This is a genomic window from Streptomyces sp. NPDC054786, assembly GCF_053611685.1.
This window is the reverse complement of sequence record NZ_JBSHAW010000015.1, coordinates 17,231-38,751: the sequence shown is the minus strand read 5'-3', so window position 1 is coordinate 38,751 and position 21,521 is coordinate 17,231. Positions and strand designations below refer to the sequence as shown.

Below are 21,521 nucleotides of genomic sequence, written 5' to 3'. Positions count from 1 at the left end.
GGACGCCGATGCCGCAGGACTCCGCCCCGCCGCTGCTTCGCGACACCTCCCCGGCGAGGCCCGCCGAGCCCACCGCCGAGCCCGCCCGCCCGGCGTACGACGCGGCCTTCGACTGGCTCGATGCGGTCGGCGCGGAGCGCCGTCACGCCGGACTCGTGCGCACCCTGCGCCCCCGCCCGGCCGACTCCCCGCTGCTCGATCTGGCCGGCAACGACTATCTCGGACTCGCCCGGCACCCCGAGGTCACCCGCGGTGGGGGCGCGGGCGCACACCGCTGGGGCGCCGGCGCCACCGGCTCCCGGCTGGTCACCGGCAGCACCGAGCTGCACGCCCGGCTGGAGGCGGAACTCGCCGCATTCTGCGGCTTCGAGGCCGCTTTGGTGCTCTCCTCCGGCTATGCCGCAAATCTCGCCGCGGTCACCTCGCTCACCGCCCCCGGCACCCTGATCGTCTCCGACGCCGGCAACCACGCCTCCCTCATCGACGGCTGCCGGCTCTCCCGGGCCCGCACCGAAGTGACCCCGCACGCCGATCCGGAGGCCGTACGCGCCGCGCTGACCGGCCACGACGGCCAGGCGCTCGCCGTGACCGACTCGGTGTTCTCGGTCGACGGGGACGCCGCGCCGCTCTCCGCGCTGGCCGAGGTCTGCCGGACACGGGGCGCCGGACTTCTCGTCGACGACGCACACGGCCTGGGAGTGCTGGGCGAGGGGGGCCGTGGCGCCCTGTGGGCGGCCGGACTCGCCGGTGACGGTGACGTGGTGACCACCGTGACGCTCTCCAAGTCGCTCGGCTCCCAGGGCGGTGTGGTGCTCGGCCCGGCCCGGGTCATCGAGCATCTGGTCAACACCGCACGGTCGTTCATCTTCGACACCGGTCTCGCCCCGGCGGCGGTCGGCGGCGCCCTCGCCGCGCTACGACTGCTGCGCCGCGAACCGCAGCGCGCCGCCCGAGCCGTTGCGGTCGCACGGGGGCTGCACGACCGGCTCACCGCGGCGGGCCTGGCGGCGGTACGCCCGGACGCGGCGGTGGTCTCCGTCCGTGCCCCCTCGCCGGAAGCCGCGCTGCGCTGGGCCGCCGACTGCCGCGGGGCCGGACTCGCGGTCGGCTGCTTCCGGCCGCCGTCCGTGCCCGACGGGATCTCCCGGCTGCGGCTCACCGCCCGCGCGGACCTGACGGACGCCCAGCTCGACACGGCGGTCGGCACGATCGTGGCCACCGCGCCGGCGGTCTGAAACCCGACGACCGTCCGCACCCCGGTACGGCGGCGGCCCCGGTGGCGGCCCGCCGTCCGCGCAGCTGTCGTCCGCCGTGGCCGTCCGTCGTCACGGCGTGGGGGAGTGGCGGGTGAAGGCCCCGCGCAACAGGGCCCGCAGGGTGTCCGCGGCCGGGGTGCCGCCGCCGGGGCGGTAGGCCACCGAGATCCTGCGGTGCAGCTCTGGTGGGTCCAGCCGACGGACCCCCAGCGGTGTCATCGACCCCTCCGCCACCATCTCCGGGACCACCGCCACCCCGAGCCCCGCGCTCACCAGCGCACACACCACCGCATAGCTCGGCGACTCACAGCGCACCGCCTCACTCGCCCCGGCGGCCGCCAGCGCGGCCTCCACCTCGCGTCGGTTCGGGTTGGCCGGCGCCATGCTGACGAGCGGCTGGCCGGCCAGCTCGGCAAGGGGCAGTCGTCCGGCGCCCGCCGACAGGGCATGACCGGGCGCCGTGACCAGCACCAGCTCCTCGGTCAGCAGCGGCTCCAGCCGCACCCCCTCCGGCGCCGGCATCGCCTCACCCGGCACATACTCGTGCGTCAGCGCCAGATCGACCTCGCCCAGCGCCACCGCCGCGGCGGCCTGCGGCGGTACGTACTCCGTCACGCTCAGCTCGACATCGGGGTGAGCCCGCCGGAACGCGCTGAGTGCAGGCGGCAGCAGATGCGTACCGGCGGTCATGAACGTGCCGACCCGCAGCCGGCCGCCCGACAGCCCTGCCAGCCGGGACAGCTCGTGCCGTGCCTGGTCCAGCTCGTCGAGGACCCGCCGGGCCCGTACGAGCAGCAGCTCACCGGCCGCCGTCAGCCGAGCCCCGCGATGGTGGCGCACCAGCAGGGCCGCCCCGGTCTCCCGCTCCAGTTTGGCGAGCTGCTGGGAGAGCGCGGGAGCGGTGTAGCCCAGCCGGGCGGCGGCCCGGGTGATCGAACCGGCCTCCGCCACCGCTACCAGGGCGGCCAGTCGTGTGGGGTCGTACATAAGAACCTCTTTAGGCTCTCCAAGAACATTGCCAATACCCATTAAAGGCTCTGACCAGCCAAACTGCTCCTATGGACGGACAGCTGATCGCCTTCACCGGAGTCGCCGCGGGCATGGTCGCCATGCCGGGCGCGGACTTCGCGGTCGTGGTGCGCAATGCGCTCGACTCGCGCCGGGCGGGGGTGGCGACCGCCGTCGGAGTCGCGGGCGGGCTGCTGGTGCACACGGCCCTGGCGGTGGCCGGGCTCGCGGCGGTGCTGGTCGCCGTGCCCGCACTCTTCGGTGCCGTCCAACTCCTCGGCGGCGTCTACCTCTTGTACCTCGGTACCCGCGCCCTGACCGCGGCCCTCCGCCGCCCGCCGGGCGCCGCGGACCGCACATCCGGCCCCGCTGTCGGCACACCGGCCGACGGCCGGCCCGCCGCTCTCCTGGGCACTGTGCAGAGTCTGCGCCAGGGCTTTTTGACCAATGCGCTCAACCCCAAAGCCCCCGTCCTCTTCCTCAGCCTGCTGCCGCAGTTCGTCCCGGCAGGACAGCCCGCGCTGCCCCGTACGCTGCTGCTCGCGACGATGGTCGTCGCCATGGCACTGGTGTGGTTCCCCGCCGTCGCGCTGCTCGTCGACCGGCTGGGCGTCTGGTTGCGCCGCCCATCGGTGGCCCGCGCCCTGGAAGCCACCACCGGAGCGCTCCTGACGGCGCTGGGAGGCATCCTGCTCGTCGAGGTGGCGCTGGCCTGAGGCGGGGCATGCCACGGGCGCCATGGCGCGGACACCAGGGCACGGCAGGTGAAGGACACCGCCCCTGCGTCGCGCGGTGCGGGCCGGGGCAGCACCGTGACCGGTCCGTCCGCGGGCGGGAAACTCCCGCGGACGGACGAGAGCCGGCCGCTCCGTTGCGAAGTCACCCGGTCAAATTGCCCAAGCCCACCGACAATTGACCGGGCGTGAGATGACGTCGCAGGTCAGCCCACACGCCCGTACCAGACCGAACGGCTCCAGATCCGTTCCAGCCGCACCACGCTCCCGGCCTTGGGGGCGTGCCACATCCGGCCCCGGCCCGCGTAGATACCGACGTGGTAAATGCCGCTGCGCGAATGGAAGAAGACCAGATCGCCGCGGCGGCGCGAGCTGGCCGCGACATGCCGGGTGCGGCCGTACTGCGCGGCGGCGGTGCGTGGCAGGGCCCGGCCGGCGCGCTTGAACGAGTACAGCATCAGCCCCGAACAGTCGAAGGCGTGCGGCCCCTGGGCGCCGTACCGGTAAGGAGCTCCGCTCTTGGAAGCAGCGACCCGCAGCGCGTGAACGGACACGGATGCGGCTTCGGCATTCCCGGCCGCTCCCGGCGCGACGCTGGTCCCGCCGAGCGTGACCAGCGTCAGAGCGGTGACGGTGCCGGCGCGTGCCAGCAGATTCGGCGTATGCATGCGCACGGTCATGCGCAAACCCTTCGTCAGCCGCCTGCGAAGGAAGACCTGTCGGGTTCGGGCAGGCGAAGATGCCCGGCCGTCTGTACGGCTTCACCCCAAGGAGCCCTCGGCCGTGAAGGCCGGGACCCCGTCCTGCTCGGGTCCTCCGCTCCCGCCGGTCCACATCGTCGACCGGACGTCCGGCACGGCGGCGGGATTAGGCGCCCGTCCGGACCGCCCCGTCGCTGTGGCGGGGTCTTGTCGTCGAAGGGATCGTCACGCACCTGGGACCCGAATTCCGAGCTGAAAATGCCGTATGTGAGATGGGTCACAATTGACCCGAATGGTTAGTTTTGTTCCCTCAGGTGCCACGGCGCGGGGTGTTGCACCCCTCGGACCAGGGGCGAAACATCCGAAGTCCAAGGAATTAGGTCTATTCCGCGCAATTCGTCGCCTCCTCACATCGGGCGCGGACGCTACGCCGTATGCGCAGCCTCGGTGCGTGTGTCGGGTCAGACCTCCTCGGGTGGCGGCACCGTCACGAGCCCGGCCCGCCGCTCGCCGTCCAGCACCCGCAGCGCCCGGGTCAGCGTCGCGCGGTGCAGTTCGCTCTCGCCCCGGCTGTGCATGAGCGTCAGGGCGTCCCGTAGCCGGGTGGCCTTGCCGACCAGCGCCTGGGCGGCGCGCAGCCCGGTGTAGGTGCCTTCGCAGCGGGTCGGGTTGATCCGGCCGAGCAGGTCGATCACCTCCAGATAGCTGTCGATGAGTTCGCCCTCGGCGCGGGTCAGCGCGGGCAGCGGCGGCGGTTCGGGCGGCAGCATCGGGTTCACCGCGCCACGGGCTGGAGCGCCGACTGCTTGCGGTTGCGGGTGATCCCGTCGATCAGGCCGTACTCCTGGGCGGCGCGGGCGTCGAAGATCTTGTCGCGCTCGATATCGGTGGCGATCCGCTCACGGGGCTGTCCGGTGTGCCGCGCCAGCATCTCCTCCAGCAGGTCGCGGGTGCGCAGCATCTCCTTCGCCTGGATCTGCAGGTCGCTGGCCTGCCCCTGAATGGGCTCGCTGAACGACGGCTGATGGATCAGGATCCGGGCCCCGGGCAGCGCCAGCCGCTTTCCGGGCGCGCCGGCGGCCAGCAGTACCGCGGCGGAGGAGGCGGCCTGCCCCAGGCAGACGGTCTCCACGTCGCACGACACGAAGTGCATCGTGTCGTAAATGGCGGTCATCGCGGTGAAGGAGCCGCCGGGGGAGTTGATGTAGAGCGAGATGTCCTGCTCGGGCGCGGCGTGTTCGAGGTGGATGAACTGCGCCATCACGTCGTTGGCGGAGGCGTCGTCGATCGGGGTGCCCAGGAAGATGATGCGCTCGCTGAGCAGCTTGGAATACGGGTCCATGGAGCGCGTCCCCTGCGAGGTGCGCTCGGTGAACTCCGGAAGGACATAGCGGGCCATCGGTCGCAGCATGTCTGCTCCTCTCCTCCGTAAGAAATGTACAGGACGTACATCCCGTTAGAATGGGAGCATGGCCTACGAAATTCCGGTGACGCAAGCTCGTGCGGAGCTGGCAGATCTGATCAACCGTGTCGTCTACGGCGGTGAGCGGGTGGTCGTCACCCGCCACGGCAAGCCGCTGGTGGCGCTGGTGTCCGCCGCTGACCTGCAGCTACTTGAAGAGCTGGGGCGGCGCGAAGAGGGCGCGGAGGACGAGCAGGTGATCCGCACGGTCTCTTCCGTGCGACAGCTCCCGTCCGCTCCGGGCGAACGGCGGCGCTTCGGTATCGCCGCAGAACACCGCGACCCGGCTGCCGGGGACCGGCGGCCGGGTCGCGAGCGCTGACGGTCAGCGGGTGCTGACCGTGCGGTGGGGCGGGTGGTTCAGGAGCTGAGCTCCCACATCGCGTTGGCGATGGCGTCCGTGTTGGTGTCCAGCGACTTGTCGTCGATGTTCTTCGAGGTGTCGCAGGACTGGTGGTAGCAGGCGTCGAACGCCTTGCCCGCCTCACCGCCCCAGTTCTTCGCCTGCTCCTCGGTCTTGATGTAGTCCGCGCCGGAGAAGAGGCCGCCGACGGGGATGCCCGCGTCCTTGAAGGAGGCGTGGTCCGAGCGGCCGTCGCCCTCGGTCTCCTTCTCGGTGGCGATGTTCTTCTTGGCGTACCAGTCCTTGAAGACCTTCTCCAGGCGGGCGTCGTCGTCGTAGACGAAGTAGCCCGGGTTCGGCGAACCGATCATGTCGAAGTTGAGGTACGAGTCGATCTTCGACTTGTCGGCGCCGAGCTTGTCGACATAGGCCTGCGAACCGACCATGCCGTCCTCTTCGTCGCCCCACCAGCCGAAGCGCAGGTGCTTGGTGGGCTTGAGGCCCGACTTGGCGACGGCGAGCGCCACCTCGAGGATGCCGGCCGAGCCGGAGCCGTTGTCGTTGATGCCGGGGCCCGCGCTGACCGAGTCCAGGTGGGCGCCGGCCATCACGGTCTTGCCCTCGTCGCCGCCCGGCCAGTCGGCGACGAGGTTGTAGCCCTTGGCGCCGCTGCCGTCGAACTCCTGGATCTTCGTGGTGAATCCGGCCTTGTCCAGCTTCTCCTTGAGGAAGTCGACGGACGCCTTGTAGCCCGGCTTTCCGTTGGCGCGGTTGCCGCCGTTGGCGTCGGCGATCGACTGGAGCTGGTCGAGGTCGGCCTTGACGGCCTTGACGTCGATGTCCGGGGCGGCCTTCGGCGCGGGATCGGCGTAGGCGCCGGCCGCCGTGAAGAGGGTGGCGGCCAGGGCGGTGACGGCGCCCGAGGCCAGCGCGGCCCGGCGTATTCGAGTGGAACGAGTCACGATGTGGCTCCTGGTGTGGGGGGTTGGTCGGAGCTGATTTGACGCGCACATGAGAATCGCGATCACTTCGGAAACCGTCAAGAGCGCATACCGGACAGTCGCGTTCGCGGAGCGGGATGCGTCTGTTTTGCGTCGATCGCACTGATTGATGGCGCATAGGAGGCCTCTGCTCCCCGGGTTCCGCCGGCCCTCGGGGTGCGGATTTCGCCATCGGATTCCGCGCACTCCCGGGGGATGGGCGGGTGGGGCCGCTTCGGGAACCGGTTGCCGCGCCGTAACGGGCGGATGACACCGCGTTACATCAGGCGTAAGAGGGGACGCCGATGTGTCCCTGGCTGTAACGCCGACGAAATCCCGCCGAACTAGTCTCCGGGTGTGGGGCTCTTGATGGCCAAGTGCTGGAAGTCGGTTTGCTCCTCCTTTAATTACTGCGTGGTACATCTATCGTCACGGGTGTGTCCACGCCTGTGACCTGGGTGAATGCGTCCGGGCGGGAAGACTGTGAGGTGGAACGTATGCAACTGACCCCGCATGAACAAGAACGCTTGATGATTCATGTGGCAGCAGACGTGGCCGAAAAACGCCGTTCCCGGGGGGTGAAGCTGAACCATCCGGAATCGATTGCCCTACTGACCGTGCACATCCTCGAAGGCGCACGGGACGGCCGGACCGTCGCCGAGCTCATGTCCTCCGGCCGCAAGGTGCTCACCCGAGACGAGGTCATGGACGGCATCCCCGAGATGATCCACGACGTACAGGTCGAGGCCACCTTCCCCGACGGCACCAAGCTCGTCACCGTTCACGAACCCATCAACTGACCACGGGGGAGCAGACGATGATCCCGGGACAGATCCTCCACGCCGACGAGCCGGTGCGCCTCAACGAAGGCCTGCCCGTCACGCGCATGACCGTCCTCAACGCCGCCGACCGCCCCGTCCAGGTCGGCTCCCACTATCACTTCGCCGAGGCCAATCCCGGCCTCGACTTCGACCGAGCGGCCGCGCACGGCAAGCGGCTGAACGTCCCGGCAGGCTCCGCCGTGCGCTTCGAGCCCGGCATCCCCACCGAGGTCGCACTCGTCCCCATCGGGGGCAAGCGCATCGTCATGGGCCTGCGGGGCGAGACCGGAGGCACTCTCGATGGCTGAGCTGACGCGCCAGGCGTACGCCGATCTCTTCGGCCCGACCGCCGGCGACCGGATCCGGCTCGCCGACACCGACCTGGTCATCGAGATCTCCGAGGACCGCTCGGGCGGGCCCGGCCGGGCCGGAGACGAGGCGGTCTTCGGCGGCGGCAAGGTGATCCGCGAGTCGATGGGCCAGTCCCGCGCCACCCGCGCCGAGGGCACCCCCGACACCGTGATCACCGGCGCGGTCGTGCTGGACCACTGGGGCATCGTCAAGGCCGACGTCGGCATCCGCGACGGCAGGATCACCGCCCTGGGCAAGGCGGGCAACCCCGACACGATGGACGGTGTCCACCCCGACCTGGTCATCGGCCCCGAGACCGAGATCATCGCCGGCAACGGCAAGATCCTCACGGCCGGCGCCATCGACACCCACGTCCACTTCATCTGCCCCCAGCAGGCGGACGAGGCGCTGGCCTCCGGTGTCACCACGATGATCGGCGGCGGCACCGGACCGGCCGAGGGCAGCAAGGCCACCACCATCACCCCCGGCGCCTGGCACATTGCCCGGATGTTCGAGTCGATGGACTCGCTGCCGGTCAACGTCGGTCTGCTCGGCAAGGGCAACACCACCTCCCTCGCGTCGATGCGCGACCAGCTGAGGGCCGGCATCCTCGGCTTCAAGATCCATGAGGACTGGGGCGCCACGCCCGCCGTCCTCGACGCCTGCCTGACGGTCTGCGAGGAGAGCGGCGCCCAGCTCGCGATCCACACCGACACCCTCAACGAGGCCGGCTTCCTCGGTGACACCCTCGCGGCCATCGCCGGCCGCTCCATCCATGCGTTCCATGTCGAAGGCGCCGGCGGCGGCCACGCCCCCGACATGATCGCGATGGTCTCCGAGCCGAATGTGCTGCCCGCGTCCACCAACCCCACGCGGCCGCACACCGTCAACACCGTCGAGGAGCACCTCGACATGCTGATGGTCTGTCATCACCTCAACCCCGCCGTCCCCGAGGACCTGGCCTTCGCCGAGTCCCGGATCAGGCCCTCCACCATCGCGGCCGAGGACATCCTGCACGACCTCGGCGCCATCTCGATCATGTCCTCCGACGCCCAGGCCATGGGGCGGATCGGAGAGGTCGTGCTGCGGACCTGGCAGACCGCCCATGTCATGAAGCGGCGCCGCGGCACCCTCCCCGGCGACGGCGGCGCGGACAACCACCGGGCCCGCCGCTATGTCGCCAAGTACACCGTCAACGCGGCCATCGCCCAGGGCATCGACCATGTCGTCGGCTCCGTCGAGGACGGCAAGCTCGCCGATCTCGTGCTGTGGGACCCGGCGTTCTTCGGCGTCAAGCCGCAGCTGGTCATCAAGGGCGGCCAGATCGCCTATGCGCAGATGGGCGACGCCAACGCGTCCATCCCCACTCCGCAGCCGGTGCTGCCCCGTCCGATGTTCGGTGCCACCGGCAAGGCTCCGGGCAGCAACTCGGTCAACTTCGTCTCCCGGCAGGCCCTGGAGGACGCGCTTCCCGAGCGGCTCGTGCTGGCCAAGCCCTTCGAGGCGATCCACAGCACCCGCGGCCGCACCAAGGCCGATATGCGCAACAACGATGCCCTGCCCCGTGTCCAGGTCGACCCCGACACCTTCACCGTGACCATCGACGGCGAGGTGGTCGAGCCGCAGCCCGCCGCCGAGCTCCCCATGGCCCAGCGGTACTTCCTCTTCTGAGGACTCGCCGATGAACATCCCGATGAACACCCCGGACCACCGATGAGCCGCGCCGCGCTGCTCGTCCTCGCCGACGGCCGGTTCCCCGCCGGCGGGCACGCCCACTCGGGCGGCGCCGAACCGGCCGTCACCGCGGGCCGCATCAAGGACGCCACCACCCTGGAGAGCTTCTGCCGGGGCCGGCTGCACACCGTGGGCCTGGTCGCCGCGGCGCTCGCCGCCGCGGCCGCGGCCGGCCACGACCCGCTCCTCCTGGACGACGCCGCCGATGCCCGTACGCCCGTACCCGCGCTACGGCAGGTCGCCCGGCGGCTCGGCCGGCAGATGATGCGGGCCGCCCGTGCGACCTGGCCGAGCGAGGCACTCGACGCGCTCGCCGCGGCCCGTCCCCGCGGCGCCCACCAGCCCGTCGTCCTGGGCCTGGCCGCCCGGTCCGCGGGCCTGCCACCGCTCGATGCCGCCTACGCCGTGGCCTACGAGAACATCAGCGGCCCGGCCACCGCGGCCGTCCGGCTGCTGAGCCTGGACCCCTTCGACGCCACCGCCGTGCTCGCCCGTCTCACCGCCGAGCTCGACCAGGTCGCGCAACAGGCCACCGAAGCCGCCCTGCGCATCGCGGCCGAAGGGACCGGCGCACTGCCCGCGGCCTCCGCACCGCTCCTCGACATCACCGCCCAACAGCACGCCGCCTGGCCGGTACGGCTCTTCGCGTCCTGACCCTGCCGACCCGCCGGACGGACCCGCGCCGCCCGCCGCGTCCCCCACCACCGGAGTGACCATGCACCTCGACCACCAGGACACCTTCCCCCAGCGCCACACCTACAGCGCCGCCGACCCGGTACGCCCCGACGGCGCCCGCCGCGCCCTGCGCATCGGCCTCGGCGGCCCGGTCGGCACCGGCAAGACCGCCACCGTCGCCGCACTGTGCCGCGCGCTGCGCGACGAGCTGTCCATCGCCGTGGTCACCAACGACATCTACACCCGCGAGGACGCCGAATTCCTGCTCCGTGAGGCCGTGCTGCCCGCCGAGCGGATCGCCGCAGTCGAGACCGGGGCCTGCCCGCACACCGCCATCCGCGACGACATCTCCGCCAATCTCGAAGCCGTCGAGGACCTGGAGGAGGCGGTCGGCCCGCTCGATCTCGTCCTGGTCGAATCCGGCGGTGACAACCTCACCGCGACCTTCTCCAAGGGCCTGGTCGACGCCCAGATCTTTGTGATCGACGTCGCCGGCGGAGACGACATCCCGCGCAAGGGCGGCCCCGGTGTCACCACCTCCGACCTGCTCGTCATCAACAAGACCGACCTCGCGCCCCACGTCGGCGTCGATCTGGAAGGCATGGCCCGCGACGCCAAGGCACAGCGCGGCGAGCTGCCGGTCGCCTTCACCGCCCTGAAGTCGGAGTACGGCGTCCGCCCGGTGACGGACTGGGTCCGCGGACGGCTGGCCGACTGGACCGCGGGCCCGGCATGACCCTCGCGCCCCCCACACCGGCGACGGCCCGCGCCGCCGCCGGGCTGTGCGCCACCGCCCGCATCGTCGCGCGGGCCGACGCACCGCACGGCACCACCCGGCTGCCCGTCCTCGACGGCGACGGCCCGTTCGCGCTGCGCCGTATCCGCGGGCACGGCAATCAGGCCCGGGTCTGTGTCGTGGGCGCCATGAGTGCCCCGCTCGGCGGCGACCGGCTGGCCATCGAAGCCACCGCCGAGGCGGGCAGCGCGCTGCACCTCACGGCCGCCGCCGCGACCGTCGCGCTGCCCGGCCGTACGGGGGAACACGCCCGCTACGACGTGTGGTTGACGGTGGGCGACGGCGCGCGGCTCGACTGGCTGCCCGAACCGCTGATCTCCGCGGCGGGCAGTGACCTGCGGATGACCACCACCGTCGAACTGGCCCCCACCGCACGCCTGGTACTCCGCGAGGAACAGGTTCTTGGACGCAGCGGTGAGGGGACCGGAGCCCTGCGCAGCCGGCTCACCGTGCGCCGGGCCGGGCGGACCCTGCTCGACCAGGAGACGGCGTACGGGCCCGGCGCCCCCGGCTGGGACACCTCCGCCGTCCTGGACGGGCACCGCGCCCTCGGCCAACTCCTCGTCGTGGGGCCCGAGTTCGACGAGCGGCCGGCCGAGGTGCGGCTGCTCGGCGGTGCGGCGGCCGAGCGGTCCGACGACGGCGCGGGACGGGGCGTCCTGGCACCGCTTGCGGGTCCCGGGGCCCTGGCCACGGCCGTGGCCCCGGACGCGCTCCGGCTGCGGCGCCTCCTGGACGAGGCCGCCCTGAGCGCGGCCGCCGAGTGACGGCGGCCGCGCCGCCTCATACCTCCAGATCGCCCTCCAACCGGGCGAGGCGCAGGCGCGCCAGCGCAAGATTGGCGCGCTTGCGGTCCAGCACCAGATAGAGGAAAAGGCCGCTGCCGTTCTTGCCCGTCACCGGACGGATGATGTGGTATTGCGAGGTCAGGGTGATGAGCATGTCCTCGATGGCGCCCTGGAGTTCCAGCATCTCCATAGTGCGCATCTTCGCGCGTACGACATCGGTATTGCCGGCCGCCGCGACATTGAGGTCCAGAGCCTGCTTGTCGCCCAGGGTGGCCAGGGCCATACCGCTGGTGTAGTCGACCAGGGCGACGCCGACCGCGCCCTCGATGGTCGACATCGCGTCGGCGAGAGCGGTTTCCAGTTGAGCCATGAGGGGTTCAGACCTTTCGATTCCTTGACGGTATTTCCGGGTTTCCGGTTTCGGGCTTCCGGGTTTCCGGCTTTTGGGGTGGTGCGTTCTTGCGGGTGCGTGGGGGGAGTTCCCCTACCGGTGGGGCGGTGTGTCCACGAGGGCGCCGATCCGCGCCGCGGCCCTTCTGGCCTGCAGGTGAAGCCGTCCCACATTGGTGTCCGGGCTTGCCACGGCGGTCAGGACCGCCCGGCGTCCGGCCGAATAGGCCGCGATATAGCCCTCCGCGCCGCGCGTCAGGGATTCCTCGAAGGCACCCTGACCGGTCGCATCGGTGAGTCGTTTGGCGACACCGATCGCCGCGGCGGTGAGGGCGGCCAGCCCGTCCGGCTCGATATCCGGCAGATCATGGGCGATCACCATGCCGTCCACGCTCGCCACCATCCCGCCCTGGAGGTGGCGCACTTGATCGCGCAGCGTATGCAATTCCTCCCGTATCCGGGGTTCGATCGTCATCAGTCTCCTTTTCACGGCGTGCCTTCTGATGACGCGCCTCATGGGATGCACGGTCTTCGTGCGCAGGGGCTCACAGGGTTTCCTCCAACGCCGTACGCAGTCGGACAAGGAGGGCAATATCCGGATCGGCGGTATCGAGGACCTCCGGTACCGGTAGTTGCCAGATCGCGGCGGGGCCTCCTTCGGCGACGGGGGCGGGACCGGTCAGACAGGCGCCGGGCCGCCGCCGGGGGAGGGGTGCCGGCGCCCGGGGGAGGGGTGCCGGCGCCCGGGGGAGATGGACGAGGCCGGCGGCGGCGAGGCGGCGGATGTCGAGCAGCGTGCCGAACGCGGACTGGCCCAGCGCCCGGGCCAGTTCATGAGGCGTGTGCCGGCCGTCGGCGCGGTCGAGCAGCCGCCGTTGGCGGCTCGTGGTGGGAGCCGGGGTGCGCGGGCGGACGGGAACGACGGGGGAGGAGTCGACCGCCGCCCAGGGGCGCAGCCGGTCGAGCTGCAGCCGGCGACGGGCCGTCGCCTGTTGGAGGGCGGTGGCGCTGACGGGGCGTATGACCCCGAGCCAGTGCCCGGTCCCGGGTGTGAAGGACGTGGTCTCGGGTGTCAGCGGCAGGGCGAAGAACGCGGCGTCGAGCAGCGCGGCGAGATGGCATATCTCCAGTTCGCTCTGCGTCAACCACCCCTTGCTGACCAGGAATTGCCCGCCGCTTCTCCCCGGTCCCGCCGTTTCGGCGGCGTACTGCCAGCCCTGCGGTGGCACTTTCCCGGACGCCGTGAGACGCAGGTCGAGCCCGGGGGCGGCGGTGCCCTCGATGCAGTAGACCGCACCGTCGAGAAGGTAGAAGCAGCCGTGCGGTCCGCTGAGGGTGCCGGTGACGCGTTCGGCGGCGCACCGGTCGAGCAGGTCGGCCGGGGCGGGCGGGGGCGGAGATATGGGCAGGCCCATGGCTGGTTCCCTTACCGTTCGTGCGGTGTGGCGGAGGCGGCCGTCAGGACGCGACCAGCTCCGCCGTCAGATCGCGCAGCCGTAGCCGGGCGACGGCGAGATTGGCCTGCGTGCGGTCCAGCCAGAGGTGGAGATAGGTCTGGCTGTCGAAGGCCGTGTGCACAAAACGGATGAGGTGGTAGCTGCCCGCAGCCGTGATGATGAGGTCTTCGAGGTCCGAGCCGGCGGCGCCGGCGGTGTCGAAGGTGGCGTTGCGCGCCACGGCCTGCACCACGTCGGCGGTGTCCGCGGCGGCCGCGTCGTGATCGCCGTGCGGCGCCTGCCCCGCCGTGCCGAGCGTCAGACCACTGGTCCAGTCGATCAGTCCGGCGCACCGAACGCCGGGAATCCCCATCGCTTGGGACAACACCTGATCGATACCCGGCACTTCGGATCTCCTTCGCGACGGCTCGGACGCGGCGTGAAAACGCCGAAGCCCTCCCGTGTGGCGGTGAGTGGGAGAGCCTTCACGGAAGGTTACTGAAGGTGTGCGGCTGGCACATGCCCGATGGGCAGGTCTACGGCAATTGACGTATTCTCGCCCCTGCGCGCCCCTCCGGGAGCCATTGCGCCGCGCCGCACTCCAGCAGGTCACCCGGGGTGGACAACTCCCCGCTGAACGGCCCGACCTGGCAAGAGCAGTTCGGTTGGCCGGCCAACTGTGCTCCATGGGGCCCAAGTTGAGGGTCCCATGGGTGTGGTGGGTGCGACGTGGGATCGCGTACCACTGGCCGATGGCATTGGCCGGAATGGTGAGGTTCCGCTGCGCTCTCCGGCCGTTCGACGGCGGTGCAGCGGTGCAGCGGTGCAGCGGTGCAGCGGCGGTGCGACGGGGCCTGCGTACGCGCCGCCGATCTGCCCGCGAGGCAACCGCCGAACTCCACGGCGAAGCCCCCCGCACTCCACGGCTGAGCGGACTTCCGCACTTCGACGGGCCGAAGCCGGCGCGGCCGGAAACCTACAGGTTGGTAAAGAAGTGTGGGTCAAACCTGTTCAAGCGGCGACGCCACCCGTCAGGATCCCTCCGTAAGCCCGTGATCAACGCCGCCACGAGTGGCACACACCATGCAGGGGGAATCAACCACGTGAGAAAAACAGCAGCGCTCGGCGCCGCAGGCACTCTGGTGACCGGTGCGCTCCTCGCCGGAGCGATATCCGCCACGCCCGCCAGTGCGGGCGAAAAGCATCAGGGCGGATCAGCCGAAGCACGCGGTGTGGCGACCGCCGCCGCGCGTGCGGCCAAGAAGGGCATCGACTGGCAGGACTGTCCCGCCGACTGGGGCTTCAAGTCGCCCATCCAGTGCGGCTATGTCACCGTCCCGGTCAACTACGCCCGGCCCAACGGCCGTACGATCAAGATCGCCGTGGACCGGGCCGTCAGCACCGGCAGCAAGAAGGAGCGCCAGGGCGCCCTCGTCTACAACCCCGGCGGCCCCGGCGGTTCGGGCATGAAGTTCCCGGCCCGCATCACCACCAAGAGCCCCCTGTGGGCCAAGACCGCGAAGGCGTACGACTTCGTCGGTTTTGACCCCCGGGGCGTGGGCCACTCCGCGCCGATCTCCTGCATGAACCCGCAGGAGTTCGTCAAGGCGCCCAAGGCCGACCCGGTGCCGGGCAGCGAGGCCGACAAGCTCGCCCAGCGCAAGCTCGCCAAGGAGTACGCCGACGGCTGCGCCGAGCGCAGCGGCGGCCTCCTGCCGTACATGACGACCAAGAACACCGTGCGCGACCTCGACGTGATCCGTGCCGCGCTCGGTGAGAAGAAGCTCAACTACCTGGGCGTTTCCTACGGCACCTACCTGGGCGCCGTCTACGGGACGCTCTTCCCGAACCACGTCCGCCGGATGCTCGTCGACAGCGTCGTCGACCCGGCCCGGGAGAAGATCTGGTACCAGGCCAACCTCGACCAGGACATCGCCTTCGAGACCCGTTGGGGCGACTGGAAGAAGTGGGTCGCCAAGAACGACGCCACGTACCACATCGGCGCCACCCCCGAGAAGGTGCAGGCGGCGTGGGAGAAGCTGCGGGCGACCGCCAAGAAGAACCCCATCAGCGGCGTCGTCGGCCCCGCTGAGCTCACCGGCTTCTTCCAGAACGCGCCGTACTACGACTCCATGTGGGCCCCGGTCGCCGAGGTCTGGAGTGCGTACCTCTCCGGTAACACCAAACCGCTGGTGGAGAACGCCGGTCCGAACCTCCTGGACCTGGCCGGCAACATCTCCGCGGAGAACGGCAACGCCGTCTACACGGCCGTCGAGTGCACCGACGCCAAGTGGCCCACCAGCTGGAAGAAGTGGGACCGCGACAACACCCGCATCCACCAGCAGGCACCGTTCATGACCTGGTCCAACGCCTGGATGAACCTGCCCTGCGCCACCTGGCCGGTCAAGCAGCAGCGACCGGTCGACGTCAAGACCGGCAAGGGTCTGCCGAACGTCCTGATCGTGCAGAGCACCCGGGACGCGGCCACGCCGTACGGCGGCGCGGTCGAGCTGCACCACCGCTTCAAGGGCTCGCGTCTGATCACCGAGCGGGACGCCGGATCGCACGGCGTCACCGGTCTGGTCAACCCCTGCATCAACGACCGGGTCGACGCGTACTTCCTGGAAGGGAAGACCGACGCCAAGGACGTGACCTGCGCTCCGCACGCCACGCCCCAGCCGAGCAAGTCGACGGCGAAGGCCGCCGCCAAGGGTGCCTCCGACCTTCCGGGCGCCCCCTAGTGACGGCAGGAAAAGCGCCGGCATGACATGACGGCACGCAGGGGCGGCCGGGAATCCTCCCGGCCGCCCCTGTCGTCGTCAGCCCGCGATCGCCTCGACCCGCGGCTCCGCGATCGCCACATAATCCGCCGTGACCAGCGCCAGCGAGCGATCCAGCCGGGCCGCATTGAAGAAGATCTCCGGCTGCTCCAGCAGCGCCGGATCGACGACCAAGGCCAGCTCCTCGTCGAAGGAGAACGGCAGGATCGTCCCGCTGACACTGCCCGCCAGCCGTTCCGCGACCTCTGGCGTGGCGAACCCGGCGTACGAGCCGCCCAGCAGGGCCTTCACCGCCCCCAGATCCACCCGCCGGTCACCCGGCACGACCGCCAGCACATAGCGCTTGGTCTTCTTGCCCAGCTTGACCATCACCACGATGCACTTGGCGGCCTGCTCGACGGCGTTCCCGCGCAGCGCGCTGACCGCCTCCGTCGCCCCCTCCTCGGCATGCTCATGGATCCGGTAGCGCGCCCCGCGCTCGTCCAGCAGGCCGATCAGCTTGGTGTATGTCTCGTGTTCGGTCATCGTGATCCGCACTCCCGCTCTTGCTGCTCAGGCCGGAAACGCCTCGGAGAAAGCGGCCCTGGTGGGGGAGTCCGCCCGACGGTCCAGCACGGCGAACACAATACGGTCGAACCAGCCGGTGAAACGGCCGCCGTCCCGCAGCGCGGACGCGAACGCCCCTGCCACCTGGGCCGGTTCATTACGGAACACCCCGCAGCCCCATGCGCCGAGCACCAGCTGACGGTGCCCGCCGGCCGCCGCGACCTCCAGCACCCGTTCCGCACGCACCACCAGTGCCGCCGCCACCCGGCCCGTCTCGGCCGGCCGCTGCCGCGCGATCACCCCCGCATTCGGCGCGGCGGCCGTCAGAAAGCCCGCCTCGTACGGCATGTCGAGCAAAGTGCCACGGTCGTCGCGGAACACCGGCACACCGGGGGAGAGGATGACCCGGTCGCTGTAGAACGGGCTCGGCTCGGCCCGGTGTGTGGCATAGAAGTCCGGGGCCTCGCGCACACAGGTGTAGAGCGCCGACCCCCGGCACAGCGCCTCCTCCTGGGCCTGCGCACCGTTGAGATACCCGCCGCCGGGGTTGCGCGCGGAGGCGAAATTCAGCACGGCGAGCGGCCCCCCGCCCGCCTCGGCCAGTCGCCGCCCCGCCGTGAGGCTGCCTTCCCCCGTCACTTCGAACGCCGTGCGCACCCCCGGCGACGGTGCCTCCACGGGAACCGGCTCCGGTCCGTACAGCCGGGTCCCGGACCGGGCCCGTCCGACCGCCGCCGCGATCTCCACCAGCCGTCCGCTCGGTGCGCGGTATGCGCCCGCCACGACGATCCGTTCGGTTTCCTGTGCCATGCCACGCAGCCGGGCGCTCATCGTCGGCACCCCCGTATCCGATCCTTCATAGCGATCAAGTTACGGGCCGACGGCGCGCCCCGCGATCGCATTTCGATACCCGCCGCCTGCCCGCCGCCGTCCTCAGCCCTGCCGACCCCGCCCCGCCAGCCACTGGTCCTCGGCCGCATACCCGAACAGCTTCTCGTCCGGGTAGATGCCGGCCATCGTCGGGAACACCTCCCACCAGTCCCGCCCCTTGACCCGGTCGGTCAGCCATTGCACCGTCTCCGGCAGCGACTCCTCGTACGTCGTCACCGCGTGATAGCCCAACTCGCGCTCCGCCGCCGCCATGTCGTAGACGATGGGGTGCGCGGTCGACCACGGCGTCTCGCCGACACCGGACGACGGCGCGGCGCCGTCCATCCTCACGATCTCGCTCTCCGGCGCGCCCATCGCGGCGTCCACCGCCGCCGAGATGCCGGCGACCGTCGGCGCCTGCGGATCCCCCGCGTTCAGCACCCGCGAGCCCGGTCGGAGGGCCGCCAGCCGGATCAGCTCGGCGAGGTTGGCCACATGCACCGGATGGAATCGGCTGCTTCCGCCGTACGCAAGCACCCGCACCCGGCGCCCGTCCAGCACCCGCTTGACGAAGTACAGCTCACGGGGCAGCGGACTGTACGGCCCGTGAATGGCGCCGGCCCGCAGCAGGGTCACCGGCAGCCGGTCGCCCTGCGCCAGCAGCGCCCGCTCCAGGGCGATCTTCCGGGTGCTGTAGTTCTCGTCGCCGGGCGGGACGGTCGGCTGGGACTCCGGGAGGGGCAACGGATAGGCCGGGAAGCCGTCCGGTTCGCCCTGGGTGGCGAAACTGCGCCCGCGGTCGTCCTCGTACACCGCGCCGCTGGAGATCACCACCGCCGAACCGATCCGGTCCGCCAGCGCGGTCAACTGCTGTGCGTGCGCGGCCCCGTACGCCACACAGTCCAGCAGCACGTCACAGCCCTCGCCGATCAGCCCGGCCAACGCAGCGTCGTCCTCCCGGTCCACCGCCACCGGGCGGACCTGCTCGGGCCAGGAGTCATCGCGCCCGCCGCGCCGGGACGCGGCCCGCACCTCCCAGCCGTCCCGCGCCAGGGCCCGCACCGCCGCTCGCCCGATCTGTCCGCTCGCCCCGATCACCACTGCGCTGCCTGAGGTCATGACCGGACCCTACGGACCGTCAGCGGGCCGCGGCAGACGGTTCGCCCACGGCGCAAGGAGAGCGCCGGGAGAGAGATCCGGCCGACCGTCAGCCCGCGGGCCCCTTCCCGTGCCCACGCCGTCCGTGCGCCCGCGCCTGTGCCTGCGCCGCGGCCTTGGCCTCGCCGGCATAGGTGTCGACGTACTCCTGGCCGGACAGGGTGAGGATGGCGTACATGATCTCGTCGGTGACGGCGCGCAGGGCGGCGCGTTCGTCCTCCAGCCCCGCATACCGCGAGAAGTCCAGCGGCGTGCCGAAGCGGATGGTGATCCGCATGATGCGCGGCAGCCGCCGGCCCGTCGGCTGTGCCTCGAACGTGCCGATCATCGCGCACGGCACCACCGGCACCCCCGCTTTGATGGCCATCGAGGCGACGCCGGTACGCCCCTTGTAGAGCCGGCCGTCGTGCGAGCGGGTGCCCTCCGGATAGATGCCCAGCAGCCGGCCCTTGCGCAGGACGGAGAGCCCCGAGGAGATCGCCGCCTGCGAGGCATGGCCTCCGGACCGGTCCACCGGAATCTGCCCGACCCCCCGGAAGAAGGCCGCGGTCAGCCGACCCTTCAGACCGGGCCCGGTGAAGTATTCGGCCTTGGCCAGGAACGTCACCCGGCGCGGCACGATCGCCGGCATCACAAAGTGATCGGAGAACGACAGATGATTGCCCGCGATGATCGCCGCGCCCTCTTCCGGCACATGATCGAGCCCCTCGATCCGCGGCCGGAACACCAGCCGCAACAACGGCCCGAGAAGCAGGTACTTCAGCACCTGGTAGAGCACAGGACAGCTCCCCATTCCGTCGGCTCGCCTGGGCGGCTCCATCGTTCCAGGTCACAAGGGGCTCCCGGAGACGGCCAGTGAGTCTATGGGCAAGTGCCGTCGCGGGTAACCACCTTCGGCCGGATCGAGGCTGACTCTTTTCCGGTGCCCAGCGGCCACACGGTGAGACGGGTCAGATGAGCGCCGCCGCCCTCGGCGAACACCTCCAGCCCGGTGTCGGCCGGGCCGGGGAATATCTGGTCGGTCAGGCACCTCGCCCCGCCGTCGGCGAACACCTCCACCGACGAGGCATCCACGAGCAGCCGCAGCCGCAGTCCGCCGCCGGTGAGGCCGACGGGCGCGCGGTGCACGGCGGGGAACTCCGCTGCGAAGTCCCCCTCGCCCGCGGCGGTCCGGTCGAGGAACAGCTCCCCGCTGCGGGTGTCATAACCGATCCGGGTACGGTGGCCGGCCCCGGCGCGCACGTCCAGACCGAAGCGCCGGGCCCCGTCCGGCCTCAGCTCGGCCTCGATCTCGTACGACTGTCCGGTGTCCCGCAGCAGCCGCGTCGCGCCCGGCTCGACCGGCCGGTTCGCGATCTGTGCGAGTGGACGGCCGCGCAGACCGCGTACTTCGCCGACCGGACGCTGTACGAGAACCGTACCGCCGTCCGCGGTAGCGCGCAGGCCCAGTTCGCGCGGGAAGGTCATGGCGCTGCGCCACGGGCTGGTGGGGATCTTCTCCCCGTACAGCCAGTTGTTCATCCAGGCAATCATGATCCGGCGGCCGTCGGGGGCGTCGTTGTAGGTGGCGGCCGCATAGGCGTCGGCGCCGTGGTCCAGCCAGCGCGCCGGCTGCCGGGGATCGGCGGTGAAGCGGTGACCGTCGAAGTCACCGATGAAGTACTGCGCGCCCGAACCGCCCGCCGGGCCACCGGGGTTGAGGTTGACGACCAGGACCCACCTGGTGTGCAGCGGATCGCCGTCGACCGCCAGCGGGAACAGATCGGGACACTCCCACACCCCGCCGGTCGCCCCGCTCGGGCCGAAATCGCTCAGGTGCGTCCAGCGCCGCAGGTCCGGGGAGCCGTAGAAGCGGATCCGGTGCTCGGCGGCCAGCGCCACGGCCATCACCCATTGTCCGGTGGGGGCGTGCCAGAAGACCTTGGGGTCGCGGAAGTTGTCCGAGCCGATGTCGAGGACGGGGTTGCCGGAGTACTTCGTCCAGGTCGTGCCGTCGTCGGTGCTGAAGGCGAGCGACTGCCGCTGGCCGCCGGTGTCCTTGACCATGCTCGTGTAGACGGCGACGAGCGGCGGCGCCGCCGTCGTCCCCAGCCCGCTGGTGTTGTGGCGGTCGCACACCACGCTGCCGGAGAACACCATCTCCTGCTCGTCCTGGGGGAGGGCGACCGGGAGCTCCTCCCAGTGGACGAGATCGCTGCTGACGGCGTGGCCCCAGGACATGTTGCCCCAGGTGTTGCCGGACGGGTTGTACTGGAAGAACAGGTGGTACCTGCCGCGGTGGTGGATCAGGCCGTTGGGGTCGTTCATCCAGTTGCGGGCCGGCGTGAAGTGGACCCGAGGGCGGTAGGGCTCGCACTGCCCCGCGGAGTACGGAGCGGCCGGGAGCGCGGCTGCCGGAGCGGTGGACCACGTTCCCAGGGCCCCGGCACCGGCCAGGCCCAGGCCGGTCGTCAGGATGCCGCGTCGGCTGAAGTACGGGGTGTCGGGCATGGGATGCCTCCAGTAGGGCGGCACGGCCAACTCGGGCCGGGTGCCTGCCGGTTGAGGCCCGCCCGCGTCAACGGCTCCCGACGAACCGGATGGCTGGGACAGGCGGTGAGACAGCGGCCGCTGCCGACGATCACGGCCGGATGGCGGACGTTCCCGTTTCCCGGAAACGTCCGGGGGTGACTGTAGGAGTGCAGGCTCGCCG

General features: G+C 71.0%; 24 protein-coding genes and 1 riboswitch. Of the genes, 10 read left to right on the top strand and 14 right to left on the bottom strand.

The window, feature by feature from the left end; translation table 11 throughout:
- Positions 1-8 precede the first annotated feature (8 nt).
- The gene (locus tag ACWGI6_RS14735; RefSeq protein ID WP_453267843.1) at positions 9-1,235 is read left to right on the top strand and encodes an 8-amino-7-oxononanoate synthase; all 1,227 of its coding nucleotides are present in this window, start codon (positions 9-11) and stop codon (positions 1,233-1,235) included.
- 90 nt (positions 1,236-1,325) lie between these two features.
- Here ACWGI6_RS14735 and ACWGI6_RS14730 read toward each other — a convergent pair whose 3' ends face one another.
- A complete protein-coding gene (locus ACWGI6_RS14730; RefSeq protein WP_453267842.1) occupies positions 1,326-2,243 on the bottom strand; it encodes a LysR family transcriptional regulator in 918 nt (305 codons plus the stop codon).
- A 71-nt stretch (positions 2,244-2,314) separates the two neighbouring features.
- Here ACWGI6_RS14730 and ACWGI6_RS14725 point away from each other — a divergent pair, with 71 nt between their 5' ends.
- The gene (locus ACWGI6_RS14725; protein WP_453267841.1) at positions 2,315-2,980 is read left to right on the top strand and encodes a LysE family translocator; all 666 of its coding nucleotides are present in this window, start codon (positions 2,315-2,317) and stop codon (positions 2,978-2,980) included.
- A 224-nt stretch (positions 2,981-3,204) separates the two neighbouring features.
- On the opposite strand, the gene ACWGI6_RS14720 is transcribed toward ACWGI6_RS14725, so the two are convergent.
- The 3 genes from ACWGI6_RS14720 to ACWGI6_RS14710 all read right to left on the bottom strand — a co-directional run bounded on the left by ACWGI6_RS14720 (position 3,205) and on the right by ACWGI6_RS14710 (position 5,110).
- Positions 3,205-3,678: a C40 family peptidase gene (locus ACWGI6_RS14720; RefSeq protein ID WP_453267840.1), complete on the bottom strand. Its 474-nt coding sequence runs from the start codon at positions 3,676-3,678 to the stop codon at positions 3,205-3,207.
- 4 nt (positions 3,679-3,682) lie between these two features.
- A riboswitch (cyclic di-AMP (ydaO/yuaA leader) is annotated at positions 3,683-3,869 on the bottom strand.
- Positions 3,870-4,160: 291 nt separating this feature from the next.
- Positions 4,161-4,469, bottom strand: a complete 309-nt coding sequence (locus ACWGI6_RS14715; protein WP_453267839.1) for a hypothetical protein — start codon at positions 4,467-4,469, stop codon at positions 4,161-4,163.
- Between the two features lie 5 nt (positions 4,470-4,474).
- Complete coding sequence (locus tag ACWGI6_RS14710; protein WP_453267838.1) at positions 4,475-5,110, bottom strand: ATP-dependent Clp protease proteolytic subunit; 636 nt, start codon at positions 5,108-5,110, stop codon at positions 4,475-4,477.
- 58 nt (positions 5,111-5,168) lie between these two features.
- Between ACWGI6_RS14710 and ACWGI6_RS14705 the strand changes: the two genes are divergently transcribed.
- Positions 5,169-5,483 carry a type II toxin-antitoxin system Phd/YefM family antitoxin gene (locus tag ACWGI6_RS14705; protein WP_453267837.1) on the top strand — a complete coding sequence of 105 codons (315 nt, stop codon included), beginning with the start codon at positions 5,169-5,171 and terminating at the stop codon, positions 5,481-5,483.
- A 38-nt stretch (positions 5,484-5,521) separates the two neighbouring features.
- Here ACWGI6_RS14705 and ACWGI6_RS14700 read toward each other — a convergent pair whose 3' ends face one another.
- Complete coding sequence (locus ACWGI6_RS14700) at positions 5,522-6,466, bottom strand: M28 family metallopeptidase (protein ID WP_453267836.1); 945 nt, start codon at positions 6,464-6,466, stop codon at positions 5,522-5,524.
- Positions 6,467-6,981: 515 nt separating this feature from the next.
- Here ACWGI6_RS14700 and ACWGI6_RS14695 point away from each other — a divergent pair.
- From ACWGI6_RS14695 to ACWGI6_RS14670, 6 genes are all read left to right on the top strand, one after another.
- Positions 6,982-7,284 (top strand): urease subunit gamma, encoded by a 303-nt coding sequence (locus ACWGI6_RS14695; protein ID WP_085922122.1) that lies wholly within the window; start codon positions 6,982-6,984, stop codon positions 7,282-7,284.
- 17 nt (positions 7,285-7,301) lie between these two features.
- A complete protein-coding gene (locus tag ACWGI6_RS14690; protein WP_393910392.1) occupies positions 7,302-7,613 on the top strand; it encodes an urease subunit beta in 312 nt (103 codons plus the stop codon).
- On the top strand, positions 7,606-9,327 hold the full coding sequence (locus tag ACWGI6_RS14685) for an urease subunit alpha (RefSeq protein WP_453267835.1): 1,722 nt from the start codon (positions 7,606-7,608) through the stop codon (positions 9,325-9,327). The genes ACWGI6_RS14690 and ACWGI6_RS14685 overlap by 8 nt, the downstream gene beginning before the upstream one ends.
- 42 nt (positions 9,328-9,369) lie before the next feature.
- A complete protein-coding gene (locus ACWGI6_RS14680; protein WP_453267834.1) occupies positions 9,370-10,044 on the top strand; it encodes an urease accessory protein UreF in 675 nt (224 codons plus the stop codon).
- Positions 10,045-10,105: 61 nt separating this feature from the next.
- Positions 10,106-10,801, top strand: a complete 696-nt coding sequence (gene ureG / locus ACWGI6_RS14675) for an urease accessory protein UreG (protein ID WP_453267833.1) — start codon at positions 10,106-10,108, stop codon at positions 10,799-10,801.
- Positions 10,798-11,628 carry an urease accessory protein UreD gene (locus ACWGI6_RS14670; protein WP_453267832.1) on the top strand — a complete coding sequence of 277 codons (831 nt, stop codon included), beginning with the start codon at positions 10,798-10,800 and terminating at the stop codon, positions 11,626-11,628. The genes ureG and ACWGI6_RS14670 overlap by 4 nt, the downstream gene beginning before the upstream one ends.
- Before the next feature lie 16 nt (positions 11,629-11,644).
- Here the strand turns inward: ACWGI6_RS14670 and ACWGI6_RS14665 are convergent, their stop codons facing one another.
- The 4 genes from ACWGI6_RS14665 to ACWGI6_RS14650 all read right to left on the bottom strand — a co-directional run bounded on the left by ACWGI6_RS14665 (position 11,645) and on the right by ACWGI6_RS14650 (position 13,881).
- Positions 11,645-12,019, bottom strand: a complete 375-nt coding sequence (locus ACWGI6_RS14665; RefSeq protein ID WP_453267831.1) for a hypothetical protein — start codon at positions 12,017-12,019, stop codon at positions 11,645-11,647.
- 114 nt (positions 12,020-12,133) lie between these two features.
- Entirely contained in the window at positions 12,134-12,514 is a 381-nt protein-coding gene (locus tag ACWGI6_RS14660) for a roadblock/LC7 domain-containing protein (protein WP_453267830.1), read from the bottom strand.
- A 70-nt stretch (positions 12,515-12,584) separates the two neighbouring features.
- Entirely contained in the window at positions 12,585-13,454 is an 870-nt protein-coding gene (locus tag ACWGI6_RS14655) for a hypothetical protein (RefSeq protein WP_453267829.1), read from the bottom strand.
- Between the two features lie 43 nt (positions 13,455-13,497).
- The gene (locus ACWGI6_RS14650) at positions 13,498-13,881 is read right to left on the bottom strand and encodes a hypothetical protein (RefSeq protein ID WP_453267828.1); all 384 of its coding nucleotides are present in this window, start codon (positions 13,879-13,881) and stop codon (positions 13,498-13,500) included.
- A gap of 697 nt (positions 13,882-14,578) precedes the next feature.
- Here ACWGI6_RS14650 and ACWGI6_RS14645 point away from each other — a divergent pair.
- Entirely contained in the window at positions 14,579-16,216 is a 1,638-nt protein-coding gene (locus ACWGI6_RS14645; RefSeq protein ID WP_453267827.1) for an alpha/beta hydrolase, read from the top strand.
- 78 nt (positions 16,217-16,294) lie between these two features.
- Here the strand turns inward: ACWGI6_RS14645 and ACWGI6_RS14640 are convergent, their stop codons facing one another.
- The 5 genes from ACWGI6_RS14640 to ACWGI6_RS14620 all read right to left on the bottom strand — a co-directional run bounded on the left by ACWGI6_RS14640 (position 16,295) and on the right by ACWGI6_RS14620 (position 21,319).
- Positions 16,295-16,780, bottom strand: coding sequence for a YbaK/EbsC family protein (locus tag ACWGI6_RS14640; RefSeq protein ID WP_453267826.1), 486 nt, complete (start codon positions 16,778-16,780; stop codon positions 16,295-16,297).
- A 27-nt stretch (positions 16,781-16,807) separates the two neighbouring features.
- Entirely contained in the window at positions 16,808-17,632 is an 825-nt protein-coding gene (locus tag ACWGI6_RS14635) for a TIGR02452 family protein (RefSeq protein WP_453267953.1), read from the bottom strand.
- A gap of 102 nt (positions 17,633-17,734) precedes the next feature.
- Complete coding sequence (locus tag ACWGI6_RS14630) at positions 17,735-18,790, bottom strand: NAD-dependent epimerase/dehydratase family protein (RefSeq protein ID WP_453267825.1); 1,056 nt, start codon at positions 18,788-18,790, stop codon at positions 17,735-17,737.
- Between the two features lie 88 nt (positions 18,791-18,878).
- Positions 18,879-19,607 (bottom strand): lysophospholipid acyltransferase family protein, encoded by a 729-nt coding sequence (locus tag ACWGI6_RS14625; protein WP_453267824.1) that lies wholly within the window; start codon positions 19,605-19,607, stop codon positions 18,879-18,881.
- A gap of 83 nt (positions 19,608-19,690) precedes the next feature.
- Entirely contained in the window at positions 19,691-21,319 is a 1,629-nt protein-coding gene (locus ACWGI6_RS14620) for a glycoside hydrolase family 32 protein (RefSeq protein WP_453267823.1), read from the bottom strand.
- Positions 21,320-21,521: the final 202 nt, after the last annotated feature.